This is a genomic window from Rhizobium sp. AN80A, from assembly GCF_030053015.1.
Lineage (GTDB): Bacteria > Pseudomonadota > Alphaproteobacteria > Rhizobiales > Rhizobiaceae > Rhizobium > Rhizobium metallidurans.
The window spans coordinates 220121-238747 of the sequence record NZ_JASJPX010000002.1; the positions used below are offsets into that span (position 1 = coordinate 220121).

Annotated in this window: 17 protein-coding genes and 2 pseudogenes; 7 read left to right on the top strand and 12 right to left on the bottom strand. The window is 57.6% G+C overall.

Annotation, left to right across the window (positions count from 1 at the left end):
* The first annotated feature begins 1 nt into the window (after position 1).
* The 4 genes from traD (at position 2) to P3R82_RS07405 (ending at position 4776) form a co-directional block, all read left to right on the top strand.
* Complete coding sequence (traD, locus tag P3R82_RS07390) at positions 2–214, top strand: conjugal transfer protein TraD (RefSeq protein WP_111564244.1); 213 nt, start codon at positions 2–4, stop codon at positions 212–214.
* Positions 204–2156, top strand: coding sequence for a Ti-type conjugative transfer system protein TraG (traG, locus tag P3R82_RS07395; protein WP_283193614.1), 1953 nt, complete (start codon positions 204–206; stop codon positions 2154–2156). The genes traD and traG overlap by 11 nt, the downstream gene beginning before the upstream one ends.
* Before the next feature lie 643 nt (positions 2157–2799).
* Complete coding sequence (locus P3R82_RS07400) at positions 2800–3033, top strand: DUF2171 domain-containing protein (RefSeq protein WP_111564242.1); 234 nt, start codon at positions 2800–2802, stop codon at positions 3031–3033.
* A 30-nt stretch (positions 3034–3063) separates the two neighbouring features.
* Positions 3064–4776, top strand: a complete 1713-nt coding sequence (locus P3R82_RS07405; protein ID WP_283193615.1) for an FAD/NAD(P)-binding protein — start codon at positions 3064–3066, stop codon at positions 4774–4776.
* Here P3R82_RS07405 and P3R82_RS07410 read toward each other — a convergent pair.
* The 9 genes and pseudogenes from P3R82_RS07410 to P3R82_RS07450 form a co-directional block, all read right to left on the bottom strand.
* Positions 4773–5516 carry an MOSC domain-containing protein gene (locus P3R82_RS07410; RefSeq protein ID WP_349294063.1) on the bottom strand — a complete coding sequence of 248 codons (744 nt, stop codon included), beginning with the start codon at positions 5514–5516 and terminating at the stop codon, positions 4773–4775. The genes P3R82_RS07405 and P3R82_RS07410 overlap by 4 nt on opposite strands.
* A gap of 662 nt (positions 5517–6178) precedes the next feature.
* Entirely contained in the window at positions 6179–6388 is a 210-nt protein-coding gene (locus P3R82_RS07415) for a hypothetical protein (protein ID WP_111564239.1), read from the bottom strand.
* A gap of 217 nt (positions 6389–6605) precedes the next feature.
* A complete protein-coding gene (gene amyA, locus P3R82_RS07420) occupies positions 6606–8093 on the bottom strand; it encodes an alpha-amylase (protein ID WP_113177616.1) in 1488 nt (495 codons plus the stop codon).
* Between the two features lie 718 nt (positions 8094–8811).
* Positions 8812–9033, bottom strand: a pseudogene (gene trkD, locus P3R82_RS07425) (potassium transporter Kup); the annotation flags it as partial.
* Between the two features lie 732 nt (positions 9034–9765).
* A complete protein-coding gene (locus P3R82_RS07430; RefSeq protein WP_112949825.1) occupies positions 9766–10797 on the bottom strand; it encodes an IS110 family transposase in 1032 nt (343 codons plus the stop codon).
* Positions 10798–11075: 278 nt separating this feature from the next.
* The gene (locus tag P3R82_RS07435; RefSeq protein ID WP_283193910.1) at positions 11076–11570 is read right to left on the bottom strand and encodes a lipocalin family protein; all 495 of its coding nucleotides are present in this window, start codon (positions 11568–11570) and stop codon (positions 11076–11078) included.
* A gap of 46 nt (positions 11571–11616) precedes the next feature.
* On the bottom strand, positions 11617–12168 hold the full coding sequence (locus P3R82_RS07440) for a hypothetical protein (RefSeq protein WP_111564235.1): 552 nt from the start codon (positions 12166–12168) through the stop codon (positions 11617–11619).
* The gene (locus P3R82_RS07445; RefSeq protein ID WP_283193616.1) at positions 12168–13196 is read right to left on the bottom strand and encodes a cyclopropane-fatty-acyl-phospholipid synthase family protein; all 1029 of its coding nucleotides are present in this window, start codon (positions 13194–13196) and stop codon (positions 12168–12170) included. The genes P3R82_RS07440 and P3R82_RS07445 overlap by 1 nt, the downstream gene beginning before the upstream one ends.
* A complete protein-coding gene (locus P3R82_RS07450) occupies positions 13193–13993 on the bottom strand; it encodes a DUF1295 domain-containing protein (protein WP_111564233.1) in 801 nt (266 codons plus the stop codon). The genes P3R82_RS07445 and P3R82_RS07450 overlap by 4 nt, the downstream gene beginning before the upstream one ends.
* Positions 13994–14145: 152 nt before the next feature.
* On the opposite strand from P3R82_RS07450, the gene P3R82_RS07455 reads away from it, so the two are divergent.
* Complete coding sequence (locus P3R82_RS07455) at positions 14146–14517, top strand: DUF2147 domain-containing protein (RefSeq protein WP_283193617.1); 372 nt, start codon at positions 14146–14148, stop codon at positions 14515–14517.
* Positions 14518–14580: 63 nt separating this feature from the next.
* Here the strand turns inward: P3R82_RS07455 and P3R82_RS07460 are convergent, their stop codons facing one another.
* Positions 14581–14760 (bottom strand): DUF3309 family protein, encoded by a 180-nt coding sequence (locus P3R82_RS07460; protein WP_111564231.1) that lies wholly within the window; start codon positions 14758–14760, stop codon positions 14581–14583.
* Between the two features lie 298 nt (positions 14761–15058).
* Here P3R82_RS07460 and P3R82_RS07465 point away from each other — a divergent pair, with 298 nt between their 5' ends.
* The gene (locus P3R82_RS07465; RefSeq protein WP_111564230.1) at positions 15059–15871 is read left to right on the top strand and encodes a DUF1206 domain-containing protein; all 813 of its coding nucleotides are present in this window, start codon (positions 15059–15061) and stop codon (positions 15869–15871) included.
* Between the two features lie 175 nt (positions 15872–16046).
* Positions 16047–16916 (top strand): TIGR02587 family membrane protein, encoded by an 870-nt coding sequence (locus P3R82_RS07470; RefSeq protein ID WP_111564229.1) that lies wholly within the window; start codon positions 16047–16049, stop codon positions 16914–16916.
* 317 nt (positions 16917–17233) lie between these two features.
* On the opposite strand, the gene P3R82_RS07475 is transcribed toward P3R82_RS07470, so the two are convergent.
* Positions 17234–17509: a hypothetical protein gene (locus P3R82_RS07475; RefSeq protein WP_283193618.1), complete on the bottom strand. Its 276-nt coding sequence runs from the start codon at positions 17507–17509 to the stop codon at positions 17234–17236.
* A gap of 459 nt (positions 17510–17968) precedes the next feature.
* A pseudogene (locus tag P3R82_RS07480) lies at positions 17969–18447 on the bottom strand (pyridoxamine 5'-phosphate oxidase family protein).
* Positions 18448–18627 lie beyond the last annotated feature (180 nt).

The following is an 18627-nucleotide window of genomic DNA, read 5'->3' on the forward strand; positions in this document are numbered from 1 at the left end:
GATGCAAAAGATGACAGCGAGCGAAGCCCGCAAGAAGGACGCGCGGGAGAAGATCGAGCTTGGGGGCCTAATCGTCAAGGCGGGCTTGCGGTACGAGAAACGGGCGCTGCTGCTCGGGCTTCTGATCGATGCAGGCGCGCGGATCAAAACGGACGAGGCGGAACGAACCCGCCTGAGTGAACTCGGCGCGAAGGCATTTGCCGATGACGCCTAGGCGGATCCTCGTCGCCGCCATTCCAGCCGTGGCAATGCTGGCAATTGTGCTGTTCCTTCTCGGCATCGAACGCTGGCTCGCCGCGTTCGGAACAACGGACCAGGCAAAGCTAATGCTCGGGCGGATCGGACTGGCATTGCCCTATGCGCTCGCTGGCGCCTGCGGCCTCCTGTTCCTCTTCGGAACCAGGGGATCGATCAACGTCAAGACGGCCGGTTGGAGTGTCGCCGTGGGCGGCCTTGGCGTGATGGTCGTCGCGGCGATCAGGGAGGGATTGCGCCTGCTGGCATTCGCCGGCCAGGTGCCCGCGGGAAAGACGCTTCTGTCCTATGTCGATCCTTCGACCATCACAGGAGCGGGCGCGGCACTGCTTATCACGTTCTTCGCCCTGCGCGTCGCTAGGATGGGCAATGCGGCCTTTTCGCGAAGTGAGCCGCGCCGCATTCGGGGCAAGCGCGCCCTGCACGGCGAGGCGGACTGGATGACGATGCAGGAGGCGGAGAAGCTTTTCGCGGAAGCGGGGGGCATCGTCATCGGCGAGCGTTATCGTGTCGACCGAGACGATCCAGCGGCGACATCGTTTCGAGCTAGCGAACCGACGACCTGGGGCAAGGGTGGCTCCGCGCCGCTCTTGTGTTTTGACGGCTCGTTCGGCTCATCGCATGGGATCGTCTTCGCCGGTTCGGGAGGTTTCAAGACGACGTCTGTCACAGTGCCAACGGCGCTCAAATGGGGCGGCTCGCTTGTCGTGCTCGACCCATCCAGCGAGGTGGCGCCGATGGTCATGGAGCACCGGCGCAAGGCGGGCCGGCGCGTCATCGTACTCGACCCGAAGAACGCTGGTTCTGGCTTCAACGCGCTCGATTGGATCGGTCGGCACGGCAGCACCAAGGAAGAGGATATCGCGGCCGTCGCATCGTGGATCATGAGCGACAGCGGTCGCGCGACTGGCGTCCGCGACGACTTCTTCCGCTCATCCGGACTACAGCTACTGACCGCGATGATATCAGACGTTTGTCTATCCGGCCATACAGACGCGAAGCACCAAACTTTGCGGCAGGTTCGTACCAATCTGTCGGAGCCAGAGCCAAAGCTTCGCGCACGCCTGCAGGAGATCTACGACAATTCAGCGTCGGCTTTCGTCAAGGAGAATGTCGCCGCATTCGTCAACATGACGCCGGAGACATTCTCCGGCGTTTACGCCAATGCGATCAAGGAGACGCATTGGCTGAGCTATGCGAACTACGGCGCGCTGGTGTCGGGCTCGAGCTTCTACACCGAGGCGCTGGCCGATGGCGAGACCGACGTCTTCATCAATATCGACCTCAAGACGTTGGAAACGCATTCCGGCCTCGCGCGCGTCATCATCGGCTCCTTCCTCAACGCGATCTACAATCGGGATGGAGCGATCAAAGGCCGTGCATTGTTTCTGCTCGATGAGGTCGCGAGGCTTGGTTATATGCGCGTGCTGGAGACGGCACGCGATGCAGGTCGGAAGTACGGGATCACGCTGACGATGATCTATCAGTCGATCGGCCAGCTGCGGGAGACCTATGGCGGTCGGGATGCATCCAGCAAGTGGTTCGAGAGCGCCAGCTGGATCTCCTTCGCCGCGATCAACGATCCGGAGACCGCGGAATACATATCGCGCAGGTGTGGTACGACCACGGTCGAAATTGACCAGGTCAGTCGCAGTTTCCAATCGCGCGGGTCGTCACGAACACGCTCGAAACAGCTCGCCTCCAGGCAGTTGATCCAGCCGCACGAAGTCCTGCGGATGCGCGCGGACGAGCAGATTGTGTTCACAGCCGGCAAAGCACCATTACGATGCGGTCGCGCGATCTGGTTTCGTCGTCCGGACATGAAGTCGTGCGTTGGGGAGGAAAGGTTTCAGCAGCGAGAGGCGAGCGCCGATGATCCGGTTTCGCCTGAACCCATCTGACCACGGGAGGATCAGGTAATGCGATATTGGGAAGCTTGCGAGGCGCAAGTTACGGCTGAAGATGCGATCAAGGAATGCCGCATCCACAAAGTGGCGGCCGCGGTCCGGGAAGATGACAACGCGTTGCGATGATAGGTCCTGAGATGATCGCTAAGAGTATCTTGAGCGGACCGCTACCTCTCACTTCAGGTCGGTCGTCATACGGTGCATCGACAACATGATCGTCGAATGAAGAAATACACAGATCGCCAGGCCGGATCCCCTGGTCCTCCACCTATTCAGACTGATGAAAGCCGGTAACTAGCTGAAGTTCAATCAGCACTCGGTTGGGCGAGCCCTGAGCTTTGCAAGACAAATTCATACCGAGATGGTTTTCGCAGGCCCCATCCCCGTCGATGCTTTATCATTGACGCACTTCGGGAATTCCGAGGCAACAGGATTGTATTGCGGACATTGAACTTTTGGGGCCGCTAGCGTGCCAACTCGACCAGCAGGGATCGAAACATTGCGATATTTCCAGTTTCTATCCACGGCCGGCGCAATGGCAGTCGAGAGCCCGACATGTCACCGTGGCTCCTTTGCTCTGGGAACCAAGCGAAGCGGTAGACGTTCACACCTTGCAATCATATCAAGGAGAAGCAGCATGATCTCTGCAGAACAAGTTCGCGAGCATATGGAAGTCATAGGCGCGGATGGTGCTCATGTCGGTACGGTAGACCATATGGATGGCACGTCGCGCATCAAGCTAACGAAGTCCGACTCTGGTGATGGCCGCCATCACCTCATTCCCCTGGATTGGGTCGATCATGTCGACGAGCACGTCCATCTGACGAAGAACGCTGAGGATGTCCGCAGTCAGTGGTCTTCAGCCAACTAATTGTTTCAGGAGCCGTTTTCGAGCGGCTCCTTGATTGACTTCTCCGGCCCCCTTCATTCGAGACCGTCCACCCACATGCCAAGAGTTGCCATCATCGGGTCTGGACCCACCGGGATCTACACGCTCGCTGGGTTGATCACCAGCGCCACGCCTTTGTCGATCACGATTTTTGAGGAAACACCCGATCCGGGTAAAGGCACGCCGTATCATCCGGCGGTCAACGACCGCGCGATGCTGGCAAATATCGCCAGCATTGAGATTCCTCGCATTGAGCAGACCCTCGTTGAGTGGCTGTCGTCGCGCGGTGATCCCGAGCTTCAAGAGCTCGGCATCGAGAGGTCGGGGATCGGCGAACGCGAGTTTTACCCTCGGATCGTTCTCGGCGAGTTCCTGGCCGCGCAGTTTTGGGCACTGGTGAACCGGGGGCTCTCGCGTGGCCACTCCATCGATGTGAAAGCCAGCCACCGTATTCTCGATATCAAACTCGGCACGAATGACATATCGCTCGTATTCAAAAGACACGGCGGGCAGGATGCAACGATGTCTTTCGACCACGTCGTCATGGCCACAGGTCACGATTGGCCCGAGAACACGGAAACGTCGCCTGGGTATTTTGTGTCGCCATGGCCCGCTGCCGCGATCAAGAGGATTGGTGCTGTAAAGGTCGGTGTATTGGGTACGTCGCTTAGCGGTATAGACGCCGTGGTCTCCGTCGCCACCGCCCATGGCATATTCCTTCGGGACGACTCCGGAACCTTGCGATACGAACCAGATCCCATGAGCACAGGGTTCCATATCACCATGATGTCTCGCAAGGGTTTGTTGCCAGAGGCGGACTTCTATTGTCCGATCCCATACGAGCCTCTCAGGTTTTGCACTGAAATTGCCATACGACTGCTGATGGAGCAAAAGCGGGAGCGTCTCCTCGATGAGGTCTTCGAGTTGTTTCGGCGAGAGCTTGCAGCGGCCGATCCCAACTACGCTGCCAGTATTGGATTGGCCTTGGCCTCCGTGGAAGATATTGCCGACCGCTATTTTCGACCGCGACAGGCTGCGGACCCTTTCGTCTGGGCAGCGCAGAATCTGTCTGAAGCGAAGAAAAACAAAGAGGAGCGGAAGACCGTTCAGTGGCGGTACGCTATCCTCAACATGCATGAGGTGATCGCGCTTGCCATCCCTCGTCTCAATGATCGAGATCTGAAGCGCTTCCACAAGCATTTCAAGACGGTGTTTGTGGATGATTACGCGACGGTTCCGCACGAATCCGTCGAACGGCTCCTTGCCCTGCATCAGGCAGGCAAGCTGTCAGTGAAGGCGTTAGGCGACGACTACGACATTCGGCAGGATCGTGAAAAACCCGGCGCTGTCGTGGTTGTTGATGGAAATGACATCAGTTACGACGCCTTCATCGATGCCACCGGACAGCACGCTCTTTCCGCTTCCGACCTCCCGTTTCCGAGCCTTCGTCAACCCGGCGCGATCAAAAAGGCAGAGACCCACACGGCCGGAGCAAGCGCGAACGACGAAACCCGTCGGACAGGTGGAATTGAGATTGACGACAGTTTCCGACCCCGCTTGGAAGCTGGGCTGTCGAACAACCTCTACTGTGTCTCGGTCCCGTTCCTGCTGCACAAAATGCCGTTCATTCAAGGTATTACCAGCGCTCACGAAATGGGGAGCAAGGTTTCAGCGACGATTATCGATGCCGTGGCAAACTCAGAACTCCTCGTCCACTCGGCCTAACGCTCATCGAAGGAAATCGTGTCTCCAACGGAAATCACGCCCTCGGAATCGATATCTGCATACACACCGAAACAACGCTGACGCCTCTGGACAATCGTTCGCAGGATTTCGGGATCCTCGCACAGGTTAGTCTGCGCGATCATTGTCATTCCACAGCGTTTGGTTTTTTCGGTGACGGTGCCACGGCAGGCGCCCATTGCGATCTGGCGGCCAACCCAGTCGTTCTCGTCCGCACGAGTGTCCACGACGATGTTCGGGCGGAACCTGCGAACGTCTACGATCGCCTCGGGCAGGAGTTCAGATAGCTCCGAAAGGGATCTCAATGACAGCAAATGAACAGGGCTTGCCAGGTAGCGAGGAGACAATTTGATTTCGCCCACGTTTGTAAGAAGGCTACTCCCAGCGCGCCGGATCGCACACCGGAAACCGAACTGATCTGCCAAAGCGCTGTCTAACTCGGCATCATCAATCGTCATGGCCCAATCTTTCGAGGAGATCAGGACTCCCCTGCTCGTCACGCGGGCATCAAGCTCCAACGCGGGACGCCAACGGGCGATTTTTTCCGGCGCGGCTATCTCTCCCGAAACGAGGTCGACGAGAAGATAATCGCGATCGCCCCGAACGCCGTCGGATGCGAGCGCCAAGGTGTCAACCCGTTCCCCCCGCAGCGAACTGACAGGGTATCGCCACAGCGCCTGGATTGTTGCCGCGAGCTCTATGGGGTGGCTCCTAAGATCCAGGCCGCGGGCGCGAAGGTGCCAGGTGGGGCGAGCGGCCGTTCGCGGACTATATCGTCAACGCCCTGGCGGACTGACTTATCTTCAGCCGTCCCAGCCGCCACGTCACCCATCGCGACTTCGGAGACCCGATGTGACATGCGAGAACCGTCTCCGCGGGCACGGCCAATAGGTCCGCGTTCCACAGCGCGACCAAAGGTTGCTGGCACGGGATCGGAAGCACGGGAGGTATCTTCGCGCCATTGTTCGAGAGCATCGCGATCGACAGGTTGCCGCCGGGACTTGTCAGAATAATACCAGCGATCGGCAAACGATTTCATTGGCCCGCCATGTTTCTCTCTGTTTGATCGGAAAACAACCAATCGCGATTTCAGTTCCTCTGAAAGGCACAGGCGGGTCGGTCGAGGCGCACGTGAATGCCTGCGCTGGCTACGCTCGCCCCGCGATCCCGTCAAATGTTTAGCCCGAACAGCGCTATCATAGAAGTGTCGAAAACTTCGGCACTTCTAGCAAATTCTAGAGCACATTTGCATGGTCTCTTTTCCCTTGGCATTGCCCTGTTCTCGAAGAGATCATCGTGGGACGTGTCGGAATGGCCCTGAAGCTCGGTGGCGTGCTCCCCGGTCTTGCGCAAGACTGGTGGAGACTTGGTGTCCCCTATTGCCTCACAGCTGGATATCGGAGGCGATGGCTTGGAATGACGGCTTCCGGCGCTTTGCCTCCATCAAAAGATCGAGCTCCACGGATGATGGTCCAAAACGTCTGAATAGGTCTTCCGCGACCTTGCGATCCAGGACGTATTTTGACCGAAACTCTTCCAGGCTATAGGGTTTTCCCCGAAGGGCACGTTCACGCTCGAATAATTCGTCTTTCATCTTCTGCCTCCCTCAGTTGGCGACGAAATGTCTTTGGAGACGATTTGTTCCAAAAGGTCGCGGATCGAGATTAACGTCACCGCGTGCAGGTCCGGAAGAGAGAGATATCGAGGTATCCGCTGATGTAGCAGCGGCGCCTCCTGGATGCCGAGATATGTCGTACTCCCATTGATCGCCAACCAAAGCAGCTGTTCCCCAAGCCATTTTGCGGCGCCGCTCAAACAAAATCTTTCTGAACCCAGACGCTGACACTACCTGCATTCGTCGGGAAAATCGCGAGACCTTGGTCGTCGGTCGTCACCTCACCCGATAGGTGACCCAAGAAATCCACGAAGACGGATTTCGATAGGTTCGGGCCTAGGTCCATGGAGATCTCCCCTGCATCGCCGTTGGACATGACAACAACGCAACCCGGCTCTGTTTCGGTTCCCCGCCGAAGAAAGCCAATCACATGTGGGCTATCGAATTTATCAATCTGCGAGCCGTTGGCGAACCGCTGACGTGCCTCTAATAGCCTGGCCAAGCAGCCAATGACGGGCATTTCCACCATCTGTTCGCGACCATCTTCGGTGACGTCACTGTATGCCGCACCATACAAATCAGGATAAAAGACACACGGCGTGCCTTGCTCGCGCAGAAGGATCAAGGCGTAGGCGAGGGGCTTGAACCAAGGCTCGACGGTTGCCTCTAGTGACTGCAGGGGCTGCGTGTCGTGATTGTCCACGAGGGTAACGGCGTGGTCGGGGATGGACGATACGAGCGACCCATCGAAGATAGTCCGCATGTCAAAGTCCGCGCCCGCCTTGGAGGCGTCATGGAAACGGTGGTGAAGCGCGACGTCAAACAGCAGCAGCTGCTTGTCGACCCGCTCCAGATAGTTGGAGAGCGTGGTTATATCGGGGTGCCAATACTCCGCAACAACGAATAGGTCGGCGCCAATAGTGTCGCGCATGTGACCGACCCAATCCTTGAAAAACCAAGCGGGAATATGTTTCGCCGCATCCAAACGGAAACCCGCGACTGGAACCTGCTCGGAAAACCACCGCCCCCAATATTTCAGCTCCTCGTAGACCGCCCTGTTACGAAACTCGACGTCGGCTCCCATCAAGTAGTCGAAGTTGCCGAGTTCATCGTCGACCTCGTCGTTCCACTGCCCCTCGCCATACTCATTCACTAGCCGAAATACGCCGGTTTCATGAGGTTTCTCAATCAAATCCACGCCGCTGAAGCACTGCTTGTCCCAGACGAACCGGGAGTATTTTCCGTCTCTGCCAGGGAAGGTAAAACGCGTGTGGGCAAGCGCGCTAATTGACTCCTCCTCGATATTCGTACGGTCGTGTGGGTCGACGCGACGAACAATAACGCTTTCCTTTTCGTCCGCCCCCATCTTATGGTTCATCACGACGTCATGGATCGGCCGGATCCCGTGCTCGAGAAGAGCCTTGCAACCTGCTTCAAGGGCGGCCCGGTCTCCGTATTTTGTTGCCCTGCTCCCTTTTTGTTCGAACTCCCCGAGATCGAACAGATCATAGGTGTCGTATCCGACAGAGTCAGGCCCAGACGCCCCCTTATACGCAGGCGGCAACCAGGCGTCGGTGATTCCAATTCCTGCGAGATAGGAGGCCTTTTCACCAAGCTCCTTCCAGAGACTACCGTCCCCGGCCGAGTACCAATGAAAAAATTGGAACAGCGTGCGTTTGCTCATTAAGGCTCTCGTCTAAATTATGCTGATGAAGATCGGCACGGACAATGGAATTGACGATACAATCCACTGCCAGCTACCATATTAACGACACTTCGCGGGGAAGTGACAGTTTGTAAGCAACTCCTGAAGCGTCGCGAATGGGCCGAACAACGATCGAAGGTCTCGTCTTTGCCGCTCGTCCAAATCGTATCGGTTGGCAAATTCTTCCACCCGCAGGACTTGCCGAACTCCGGTGGTTTCCATGCTCTTGATTTGAAAATGATTAGTCAACGTCCCCTCACAAAATTGCGCGGAAGAAATGTACATCGCGGCAATTGGTTCCATGAGCGCCAGCGAGAATTTCGGTCCAAAGCGTCCTCATCGTTTCCATGGCTTTACAAGCTGATCGGACGGTCCCAAGACGATTCGATACCGAGGTAGGCAGCCTGGGGTTATCGAGCCTCGCCGCCGGCTTCGTCATGGATTCAGTGGGGGCAGTCCCGACGATAGAGCTGGCAACCGGTACGCGGCCAGCGCGCGAACGCCGCTGTCCACGCTGTGCTTCGCTCGAAATCTTTCGAGCCAAATCGAGCTCAACCCCTCGCTTGAAACCTCGCCATCTTTCTTCATCGGGAATCTCCTCCGCTCCTGAAACGTAACGTTGGCCCTCGCGGGTTCCGGATGGATGCGACACCGCGGAGATCGCCCGCGGCAAAAAGATAACCGTCTGCAAATCGAACTAGGCCACGCGTCCAGACGGGGCGGAAACGGCCGGTGGCGTTGTCCGCGTTTTGAGCGAGTAGGATTGGTCAGAAGGGCATTCGCTCCTTCTTGAATGGAAGGATCGTCCGGCTTGACAGGAAGAACGATGTCGACATGGTGTCCAACTTCAGTCCAAGCTTGCGAGAAAGTACCAGTTGGCGTGGACATTCGGTGTCTCCATGCATCCGAACGTGATCACCGGCGGGCTGGTACCGCCGCCGGCGGAATCGAGGCCTTTTCCATGCACTTCCGCGGCGCTGAGTTCTGCGAGGTCAGGGTCAGCGCCCTGACGGGCGAAATCCGCGTATAGCGTTCTCTCGGCTCCTTCGACGCCGGCCAGATCCTCAACGCCAAGACGACCGCCAAGCAAGTGCGGCATCGTGATGGGCATTGGGCTAGCGCTCACCATAGAGACAACAAAAGGACTGGCCGGATGTTCAAAGCTTCGCTCGCCGAATGTCATGTTCCAGCAGAGCGAATGGATGTTCCGACGATCGACATCCTCCGCACTAACACGCCCGATCCGCAGGCGCCATCAGTGCTTGTTGTATTGGCGAGATAGGCATGACGGGGGTCGGGACGGCGGTCGCAAATCCCCAATACACTGCCACCTGTATTCCAGTGCGAGACCTGCCCATCATCCTAGGTAAAGTGCTCCCGGATGTGCCAGGAGTGCCTTCTGTAATGGGCCTTTGTGCGTCAAGTCCCTCTGAATGAATATCTCGTCGCTGAGGTCATGCTTCTGTCCGTGGTCAGCACGAAGGCCGCCACACTATGCCATCAGATCAACAAGCCGACAGGTCAATCTAGGAAGCGTGCTTCGCCGAAGCGATCACAGCACTACACACGACCTTGCCAAGCCTGCGTCCCAGCGACGGGACCTCATCTGATGCAAGCCTTATACTTGCCTGCATCAATCACATATCGATCGTCATGCCGCCATAGGGCTTGCGCTCCAGCGAAAGTCCGTCGCATCCACCCACATGCGGTGAAGAACGACACCGAGTTTGCGTGCAAGGGCAACCTTCGCGCGCTTCATTCCGCGACGCCTGGCCACATCGAGCGCCCAGCGCTTCAGACTGGAAAAGCGCGTGGCCCGCGTCAGCATTATGTGCGCGGACTCGAACAATGCGGTTCTCACCATCGCGTCGCCGACCTTGCTGACGCCGCCATCGCGATCAGTTTCGCCGGATTGATATTTCTTCGGCGTCAGCCCGAAGTAGGCACCCACGGTGCTGGACTTTTGGAACCGGGCAGGATCATCGACGGCAGAGCGATAGGTCAGCGCAACCAGGGCACCGACACCTGGCGCACTCATCAGCCGTTGGCAAACTTTGTCAGCGCGGGCGATCCTGAGCATCTCGCGGTGCAGCTTCGCAAATTCGCTCCACAACACTGCTCGCGCCGTCAGCATCGCGTCAATCACCGTCGACAATGTCGCATGCCCTGCAATCAGTTCGCGGATGCGCACCTCAAAACGCCCTCGGCTCACTTCGCCGACCTTTAGTCCATAGCCGCGCAGGATACCCCGTATGCTGAGCTCGACGTCGAGCAGCTTGGACTGCAGAAGCTTGCGACCCACCAACAGAGCCCGAGTGTCCTGCGCCGGCGACGATTTCGCGTGGACCGGACGATACCATCCCATGCGCAGAAGTTGCGCGATCCCCCGTGCATCCTTGCGATCTGTCTTCACCGTCATCGCCGAAAGCGCCGCCTTCACATGTCGTGTTTCCAGCAAAACCACCTCATGACCCGCAGCAGCGAGAGCCGCGTATAGCCATTGGGACAAAGGCCCCGCTTCAAGGCCAATGCGCTCTACCGGAAACTCCAGTTGAGCAAAATACCCGACCAGGCATTCTGGCTCGCTGCCCACCCTGGCCTCGCGAACCAACTTGCCCGTCGCGTCGACCACGCACACGCTGCTCTCTTTCAGCGAGACGTCAATTCCTGCATAATACTCCATGGCTGTTCCTCTCATGATGCTTGAGACCGATCGCTCGGACCTCGTTCCAAAACATCATCATTCTGAGGGACAGCCACCTAACTGGCTACTCGTGAGACGCCGGCCCATTACGGCATCTAGGAGACCCTAGCACGCGATCGGGCAACGAACAGGCAGCCCAGTTGTTCTGACTGCCTGCGCATCGCCATGAACTGGCGGCGGGGCCGCTGTTCCCTCAGCTGGTTCGCCGCTCCGTTATTTGAGTCCGGAAGATCCGAGCTTGTCGAGATTCGCCACCATCAAGGCCCAGACTGCGCGGGAAACTCAAGCTTTCTGACATCATAGCCGAGTTGGCTCGCCTTGCGGATCATCACCTTCAGTTTTCCTTTCGATGGCACGGCGCGCGCGTAGATCCAGAGGTTTTGCATCTTTGGATCGGCACTGATGAACCACGCCTTGTCGGGGGATTTGTAAAGGACCCAATAGTTGAATGTAATGAAGAAGGGGTAGCGTACCCGCATCTTGGCATTGCCGTGCCCGAGGTCGAGGATCCTTCCATCGCCATCGACGGTCTTCAGTCGTCCGCCAGGGGTGCCGACGCGGCAACCGTCTTCCACCTGGATCTCGCCTGGCGCTTTTCCAGGCTTGTAGGTCGAGTAGCCCGCAACGCAGCCGTCGGTCAGCCACATGGGCCGGCGGCCAATCTCAAGCCATGTTCCACGATAGTGGTCCATGCCAACCGCGACGGGCTGCGGCTCTGCTGAGGCTGAAAGGGCTGGGCTTGATAACGACATCAACGCGAGTGCCGCGGCAAAACACCAGCGAGAAATCTTATGCATACTAAGCTCCCTTTCGTTGTCGTTTGATCGGTTGGTCTGATATCCCCGCATAGCGAAGGGCTATAAACGCCAACAGGCTGGCGACGGCGAACGCATTCAGGTTGAAGAGGGTCGCGAGTTCGGGTGCAGTCCAGACATGCAGCGGTGCACCGATGAAATTGCGCGAGAAGACGAACACGGCAAAGACAAGCACGGCCATGCCGCGCTGCCACCACTTTTCGTGTGCTTGGAAAGACAGCGCGACGAGCATGATGCAGGCGGCGAAGTACAATTCCGTGCCCGAAGCGGAACCGAAGAGTTTCGTCTCAAACAAGGTGTCGAACGTGCCGATCAGCGGCAGCGCGATCCGCGCCGCCAGTGAAGATCGCCTGGCTACGAACGGGATCGCCAGGAAGAGGGGCGCTGAGAGCAATGTGCCAAGCGATGCCGCCACGCCATTGCCGACCAGATACCAGACGTAGACAGGATAAAAGGGCTTGTTCAGCACGATGACCCAGACAATCGTCACGGTCGCCTGGGTGATTGGGTCGAGCTGTTTGGCTGCTTCAGACATTATGTGTTCGGCGCCAGCAGATAGTGGCCGACACCCCAGACATCACCCTTATCATGCCCGAACAGGCCTGCAGTCGACAGGAAAAACAGCCGCCAACGGCGAATCCAGAGGGGTGCATCCCTGCCATACACCTTTGCAAGGATTGGCCGGATGCGATTGATGTCGCGGTCAAAATTCGCCAGCCAGTCGAGTGCCGTCCGGCGATAGTGCGTTCCCGACCAACGCCATTCCTGCTCCACCTTGAACAGATCGCCGAACCGATGCGGCAGGTCGTGCGCCGGCATGATCCCACCGGTAAAGAAGTGCTGGGCAATCCAATCGGACGGGTCGTTGGGATCGAACCTGTAGGAGCGATCCTTGTGGGTGAAGACATGCAGGAACAGTCTGCCATCAGGCTTCACCCAACTGCGGATACGTTCGAGAAGCGTGCGCCAGTTGGACATGTGCTCGAACATTTCCACGGAGACGACACAGTCGAATTTCGCCTCCGTGGTGAAGTGGTTCATGTCGGCGGTGATGACGTCAAGGTTTGCCAGACCTTCCCGCCGTGCGAGGTCAAGAATATGGGCGCGCTGCGAGGCCGAGTTCGAGACGCTTGTGATGCGCGAATTAGGAAAGCGCCGCGCAAGATAAAGCGAAAGCGAGCCCCAACCACAGCCGAGCTCCAGGATCGTCATGCCGTCTTCGATCGCAGCATTCGCGACAGTGTCGGCGAGCGCCAGGAATTCCGCTTCCGCGAGCGTCGTATCGGGCGTCGGATAAAGGCAGCAGGAGTATTTGCGCTGCGGGCCAAGCGCTACCGCGAAGAAGTCGGCCGGCACCTCATAGTGCTGGCGATTGGCCTCATCGGTGTGGGTTGCCACCGGGAAGCGGTCCATGAGCTGGACGAAGTCGCGTTCGGTATCCGCCGTCGTTGTCGCGAGCTTGCGCTTGGTGCGCGCGCAGAGAAAATCGATGCCTGCCAGTGTCATTGCGTCAGTAAGCGGCGCGCGCTCGGCAGTGTTGATGGCGAATGCCAGCATGTTCATTGTTGATCTCCTGGAAGGGTGGATTTGCGAGGACCTGGGAAGAAGGCGTTGACCCGGCGTTGCAGGGCACGGAATTTGTCGCCGCGCGAGCGCAGCATGTGCTCTTCGAGAGGTGGAACGCCGGAGACGTGAACCAGCAGCCAGTACATCATCAGTGGCGCGAGCAAGGACAGCCAGTTCCATATCGATCCAGTCGACGCAAACAGCGGCCAGCAACACCAGAAAAGCCACTCGAAGAAGTAGTTTGGATGGCGCGAGTACCGCCAGAGCCCGACCTCACAGACTTCCGTCTTTGCCTCGGGCGTCTTTCGGAAGCGGGCGAGCTGGACGTCGGACAGGGCTTCGCCGCCCAGCGCGACGATGGCGAGCAGCATGGCCAGAGCGTCAATGGCGCCTGGAAACGGCCGGTCATTGGCTGCGGCGAGATAGACGGCCAGGACGAGGACGAACGCGGCCAATGCCTGTATCTGCAGGAAGACGAACAGCCGCCAGGCTGCGCCGTCGCCCCAGTCTTCGATGAATTTCGCATAGCGAGGATCTTCGCCACCACCTGTGGTGCGCGAGCCGATATGGCTTGCGAGCCTTAGTGACCAGGCGCAGATCACGATCAAGAGGGCGACACGGCGGTTGAAGTCACCACCGGCGAACGAGGCAGCGACCACGCCTCCGACACCCACGGCGGCCGACCATATTGTATCGATCCACCCACTTTGTCCGCTGCTGCGCTGTATCGCCCACGCGCCGGCCATGGCCAGCGATAGCCAGATAGCAACCGAGACTAGAAGGAAAATACTCATTGGCCTACCCGAGCGCGTCGACGTCTTTGTTTACGGACGTCATGCTTCCTCGGTTTAGACCGTCCGGATAAATTTTTCGGATCTGCAAGGCTTGATGAAACCGTTCACCACTACCTCTCGTATCGATATCAACCCGAGATAAGGATCCGAACATGAGTGCAAGGATAGTCGCCGCGATCACGTTGACCTTCTGCGTGATCGTTCAGGCCAACGCCGCCGAAATCGATGGCCAATGGGCGCGAGGAGACGGAAACGCCAAGGTTCGAATTGGTTCGTGCGGATCGGAAATATGCGCCACCAACACGTGGATGAGGCCAGGAACTCCGAAGGAAAAGGAAGGAGACAAGTTGGTCATGTCCATCAAGCCTGGAGTCGATGGTGTTTATACCGGCACGGCCTTCGATCCGCAGCGTGATATGACTTACAAGCTCACGGTGACGGTACGGGGCGACAGGATGACCACCAAGGGCTGCGTCCTAGCAGGGCTCCTTTGCAAGGGTATTGATTGGCGCCGTGTCCCGTAAATGCTATTTTCATTGATCTGGGACCCGCGCGAGAGGCGCGGGTCCGTCGACTGCCACAAGGGCTTAGACAGGTGGTGCGGCACCGCCGTGCAGCGCGCCGAACAGCCATAGGATGATCAGCACGAGGACGACTAAACCCAGGACGCCGCCCAAGCCTCGGCCCCCGTACCGCCCGTGAGCGTAGTAGCCCCCGCCGCCTCCGAGCAATACCAAAAGGATGACAATAATCAGCAAAGTACTCATGGTGTTAAACCTCTAGTCGAAAGATATACGTCGGTTCAACGCCGGTAACGCCGTCGGAGTTCCGACGACGTTAAAAATGTTTAGCCATCCGTCTCTCGGTTCGCCATTTCCCAAAACCCTAACGGCGAAACGAGCCGATGTTCAGAGCTGGGTAATCGTTAAACAGTTCCACGCGTGTTGACGTGAAACATGAAACATTTTGGGAGGCCATTGTGGCCTGATGCGTTTGCGCCGTGGACTGCTGACGCGGAACCTAAGCGCTGGCCCACACGTTCTTCAAGGCGCGGGAGAACAGTCGATGAAACATACGGGATTTGCTTGGTTGGCTCGATCTGGATACGGTGCAAGGGGTATCGTATTCCTGCTAGTCGCTGGACTGGCTACATTTTCGAGTTTCGGCGGCCGACAGGCTGACACAAAGTCGGCGCTGGATGTGCTCCTTGGCCAATGGTTGGGGACAATCTGGCTCACATTGATTGCCCTTGGTCTTCTTGGCTTCGTGGCGTGGCGCCTCGCGCAGTCCTTGGCGAACGCGGATGGCCACGACGCTAGCTTCAAAAGCTATCTGGTCCGTGCCGCTCTTTTTGGCAGCGCAGGCACTTACCTAGGTTTGGCGGCCTACGCGTTTCAGAGTGTGGTAGGGATGGGGTCGAGCCATGGCGGTGGGGAAGATAGTTTGGCGGCGTGGGCGATGTCTCAGCCTTTTGGCCGCTACCTAGCGGGCGCGATCGGCGTGGGGTTTCTCATTGGAGGCGTCGCAACGGCGGCGAAGGGCATCTCGCGGCGATTTGAGCGTTATCTTGATCTTGGAGAGAATCGGCCCTTGATCTTGATTTGCGTATATGGGCTCATATCTCGCGGCGTGGTTTTTGCCATCGTGGGCATATTTTTCTGCTATGCCGCCGTGACAGTTGATGCCAGTCGGGCAGGCAGCATGAGCGACGCGCTGAATTGGATTAGGCAACTGCCTTTTGGCCGCGTGCTTTACCTTCTCGTGGCAATCGGTCTAGCGGCCTTCGGTATCTATAATCTTGTCGAAGCCCGTTATCGGCGGGTAAAGTCGCCATCCGTCGCCGATCTGCGAGTGGGGTGGCACGAGCTTCGTCGCTAGTGTTTGAGCATCATCTTCCACGCGTGACAGGGACAATGAAGATGGCAACGTTGATGTCAATGACCGCGCTGCTTTCCGCTGCTCTCGCGCTCCCGAGGCCAACGCGACTGTCAACCGTGGCCGCCCTCTTCCTTAAAGGGGCCGCGTCGGCGTTTGGACGGTGGAACTTAATATCATGAATAACGCTCTGGCTCCACGTTCAACTGCGAAGGATTTCGACCTGGGCAAGTTTCTTGCCGGCATTGCGAGAGGAATCGCCGGCGCGCTTCTGTTCGCTTTACCCATGCTAATGACCATGGAGATGTGGGAGCTTGGGTTCTACATGGACCGAACAAGGTTATTGATCCTCATGGTCCTCAATATTCCTTTGCTTATCGTCTTATCGGACCGCGTCGGTTTCGAACAGACCACAACGTGGCTTGAAGCGATGAGGGATGCAAGCATTGCCTATTGTCTTGGCATATTCGCGAGCGGCCTCATTCTCGTGGCGATCGGTGTTGTAACCTCCGATCAGGCGCCTCACGAAATCATCGGCATGATCGCTGTGCAATCGGTCCCAGCCAGCATCGGCGCGATGCTCGGACGCAGTCAGTTGGGAGGGCAATCTCAACAGGGCGATCCCGATAGTGGCGATCCGCTGCGCGACCGGGAGACTAGCTATGCTGGCGAACTGTTTCTCATGGCTATTGGAGCACTTTTCCTGAGCCTGAATGTCGCGCCGACTGAGGAGATGATCCTTCTGTCTTACAAGATGACGCCATGGCATGCCCTTCTCTTGATAGTAGCTTCCGTCGCGCTCATGCACGGATTTGTTTACACACTTTCATTCCGAGGAAGTCATGACCTTGCCGAGGGAACACCGAGCTGGCATGCCCTCGTGCGCTTCACGATTCCAGGCTACGTCATCGCTGGAATGATTAGCGCGTTTTGCCTCTGGACGTTTCATCGCACCGACGACGTAGGGGCCACGCAAGCGTTGATGATGATCGTTATCTTGAGTTTTCCTGGTGCGATTGGCGCGGCGGCCGCCCGCCTGATACTCTAGAGGCCTAAATGACGAAAAACACCGGTCACGCAAATATTGAGACTAACGAGCCTCATTGGATTGAGTGGACAACCGGAACCCTATCCGCCTTGGTCATCCTGGCGGTGCTGATCTGGATTGGTAGGGACGCATTGATGGATCGCGACACTTCCCCCAGACCTCGGCGTGTCCGTTCTTCAAGTGGAGGCACGAAGTAATGGGTTTCAAGTCCTATTCGAAATCCAAAATCGTTCGAGCCAGACCGCCTCGCAAGTAACGGTAAGGGGAGAGGTATTTGAAGAGCCTAAACTGGTGGAAGCGGCTGAGACGGTTACTGACTATGTTCCCGGCCATTCGAAGGCAGTGGGCGGACTTATCTTTAAAACCGACCCTCGCGGGAGGGCGATTTCCATCAGGGCAATCTCGTTCAATTTGCCATAAGGACGATATGTTCGCTCGAGGTGGCATACCCTGCGCTGGATCAGCTGTATCAGCAAATTAGCCGCGACCTTCGCCTTTGGCGTGGTTTCACATGGCTCCGTCACCAGTTCAGCAGCGTCCCGCAACACCTCGTATAATAGGGCAAGGTCGCTGGGGTGCATATTGGCGATCATTTCGACCTCGATAGCTTGAAACCGCGAGAACGTTGGTTGGGACTTATGGTTCCAACTTTGTTCGTTAGCGTACAAACTTCGCGTCCAAATGAAAGTCGACCCCGCGCTTTCGTAATGCAAGCTTCCAAACCGCGTCCACCGCGCGATGGTCGAATCGGGGAACGCCGGTGTTCGATGGTGGCGGGGTCCGCCTGCGTCACGTCCCCGATCCACGCTACCGTAAGCTCCCGTGCCATCCCACCCTCAAGCGCGGTCTTTTCGCTATGGGGCTTAGCCGCTAAAAAGATGTTGAATTTCTCCATCTCGCCTAAAGGTGAGCGGCGCGTGAGGTTCGGGGTCACACCTTTCGCGCGCCATAGGTCTGCGTTCGGTTGATTCTGCCGTTGCGGCGCTTCACGTGTTTCGTCTCGAAAAGCGATGCTCTGGGACGCCGGCGAGGAGTCTTAACGCGCTCCCTCGTTACATATCGACTTTTTCATTGTTACCCATGTCAGGCTTAGCGCTGCCCAAGGCGGCGGCCGCCATCTTCATATAACTCTGATCGTACCGGGGCTGCTCCAATATTCAGCGAATGAAGGTGTGACCTTAAGAACGCGAATGGATGGGTCCTCGGGGCTATCCCACCATGCCTTGGCGGGCGTGGACCACAGTTCCTTAATGCGTTCGCGGTCATTGCTCACCTCCGCCGATCCTGATATCGACACGTACTTTTGCCCCTTGCTATCGGCGAACGCTAGACAGACATGCGGGTTACGCGCAATCTCTTCATCCTTGTGTCCGTCCACGTCAGTGAGAAAATAAAACGCGTTTTCCAAACGCTCGGGATGCGCGGCCATCGGGCGTGCGCGAAGTTCGTCTGATATTCGGGTCGTCAACATGCAGAAGCCGATCTTCTCGGCGAGATCCCAGACGTTGTCGAGGTTGTTGGTGTTTGCCATTCATTTATCTCCAAATTGACAGGTTAACGGCCAATGATCGTGGAAGTTCCTAGGGAGTGTGCGCTTCCGCTGAACCCGTGACAGACGGATGCTTGGCGTTGCGAGGCTGGCCGATCGCGGAACCGGACTTCGACCTCAAAGCTCGTCCTTGACCAGAGAGAGACAAACCGGCGAGGTGAG

What these genes read in the sequence shown, in the direction of transcription:
- P3R82_RS07450 (WP_111564233.1), bottom strand. Translation starts at nt 13,993, where the DNA reads ATGAGTATTTTCCTTCTAGTCTCGGTTGCTATCTGGCTATCGCTGGCC.
- P3R82_RS07465 (WP_111564230.1), top strand. Translation starts at nt 15,059, where the DNA reads ATGAAACATACGGGATTTGCTTGGTTGGCTCGATCTGGATACGGTGCA.
- P3R82_RS07440 (WP_111564235.1), bottom strand. Translation starts at nt 12,168, where the DNA reads ATGTCTGAAGCAGCCAAACAGCTCGACCCAATCACCCAGGCGACCGTG.
- P3R82_RS07445 (WP_283193616.1), bottom strand. Translation starts at nt 13,196, where the DNA reads ATGAACATGCTGGCATTCGCCATCAACACTGCCGAGCGCGCGCCGCTT.
- P3R82_RS07415 (WP_111564239.1), bottom strand. Translation starts at nt 6,388, where the DNA reads ATGAAAGACGAATTATTCGAGCGTGAACGTGCCCTTCGGGGAAAACCC.
- traD (WP_111564244.1), top strand. Translation starts at nt 2, where the DNA reads ATGCAAAAGATGACAGCGAGCGAAGCCCGCAAGAAGGACGCGCGGGAG.
- amyA (WP_113177616.1), bottom strand. Translation starts at nt 8,093, where the DNA reads ATGAGCAAACGCACGCTGTTCCAATTTTTTCATTGGTACTCGGCCGGG.
- P3R82_RS07435 (WP_283193910.1), bottom strand. Translation starts at nt 11,570, where the DNA reads ATGTCGTTATCAAGCCCAGCCCTTTCAGCCTCAGCAGAGCCGCAGCCC.
- P3R82_RS07460 (WP_111564231.1), bottom strand. Translation starts at nt 14,760, where the DNA reads ATGAGTACTTTGCTGATTATTGTCATCCTTTTGGTATTGCTCGGAGGC.
- P3R82_RS07470 (WP_111564229.1), top strand. Translation starts at nt 16,047, where the DNA reads ATGAATAACGCTCTGGCTCCACGTTCAACTGCGAAGGATTTCGACCTG.
- P3R82_RS07400 (WP_111564242.1), top strand. Translation starts at nt 2,800, where the DNA reads ATGATCTCTGCAGAACAAGTTCGCGAGCATATGGAAGTCATAGGCGCG.
- P3R82_RS07455 (WP_283193617.1), top strand. Translation starts at nt 14,146, where the DNA reads ATGAGTGCAAGGATAGTCGCCGCGATCACGTTGACCTTCTGCGTGATC.
- traG (WP_283193614.1), top strand. Translation starts at nt 204, where the DNA reads ATGACGCCTAGGCGGATCCTCGTCGCCGCCATTCCAGCCGTGGCAATG.
- P3R82_RS07475 (WP_283193618.1), bottom strand. Translation starts at nt 17,509, where the DNA reads ATGATCGCCAATATGCACCCCAGCGACCTTGCCCTATTATACGAGGTG.
- P3R82_RS07430 (WP_112949825.1), bottom strand. Translation starts at nt 10,797, where the DNA reads ATGGAGTATTATGCAGGAATTGACGTCTCGCTGAAAGAGAGCAGCGTG.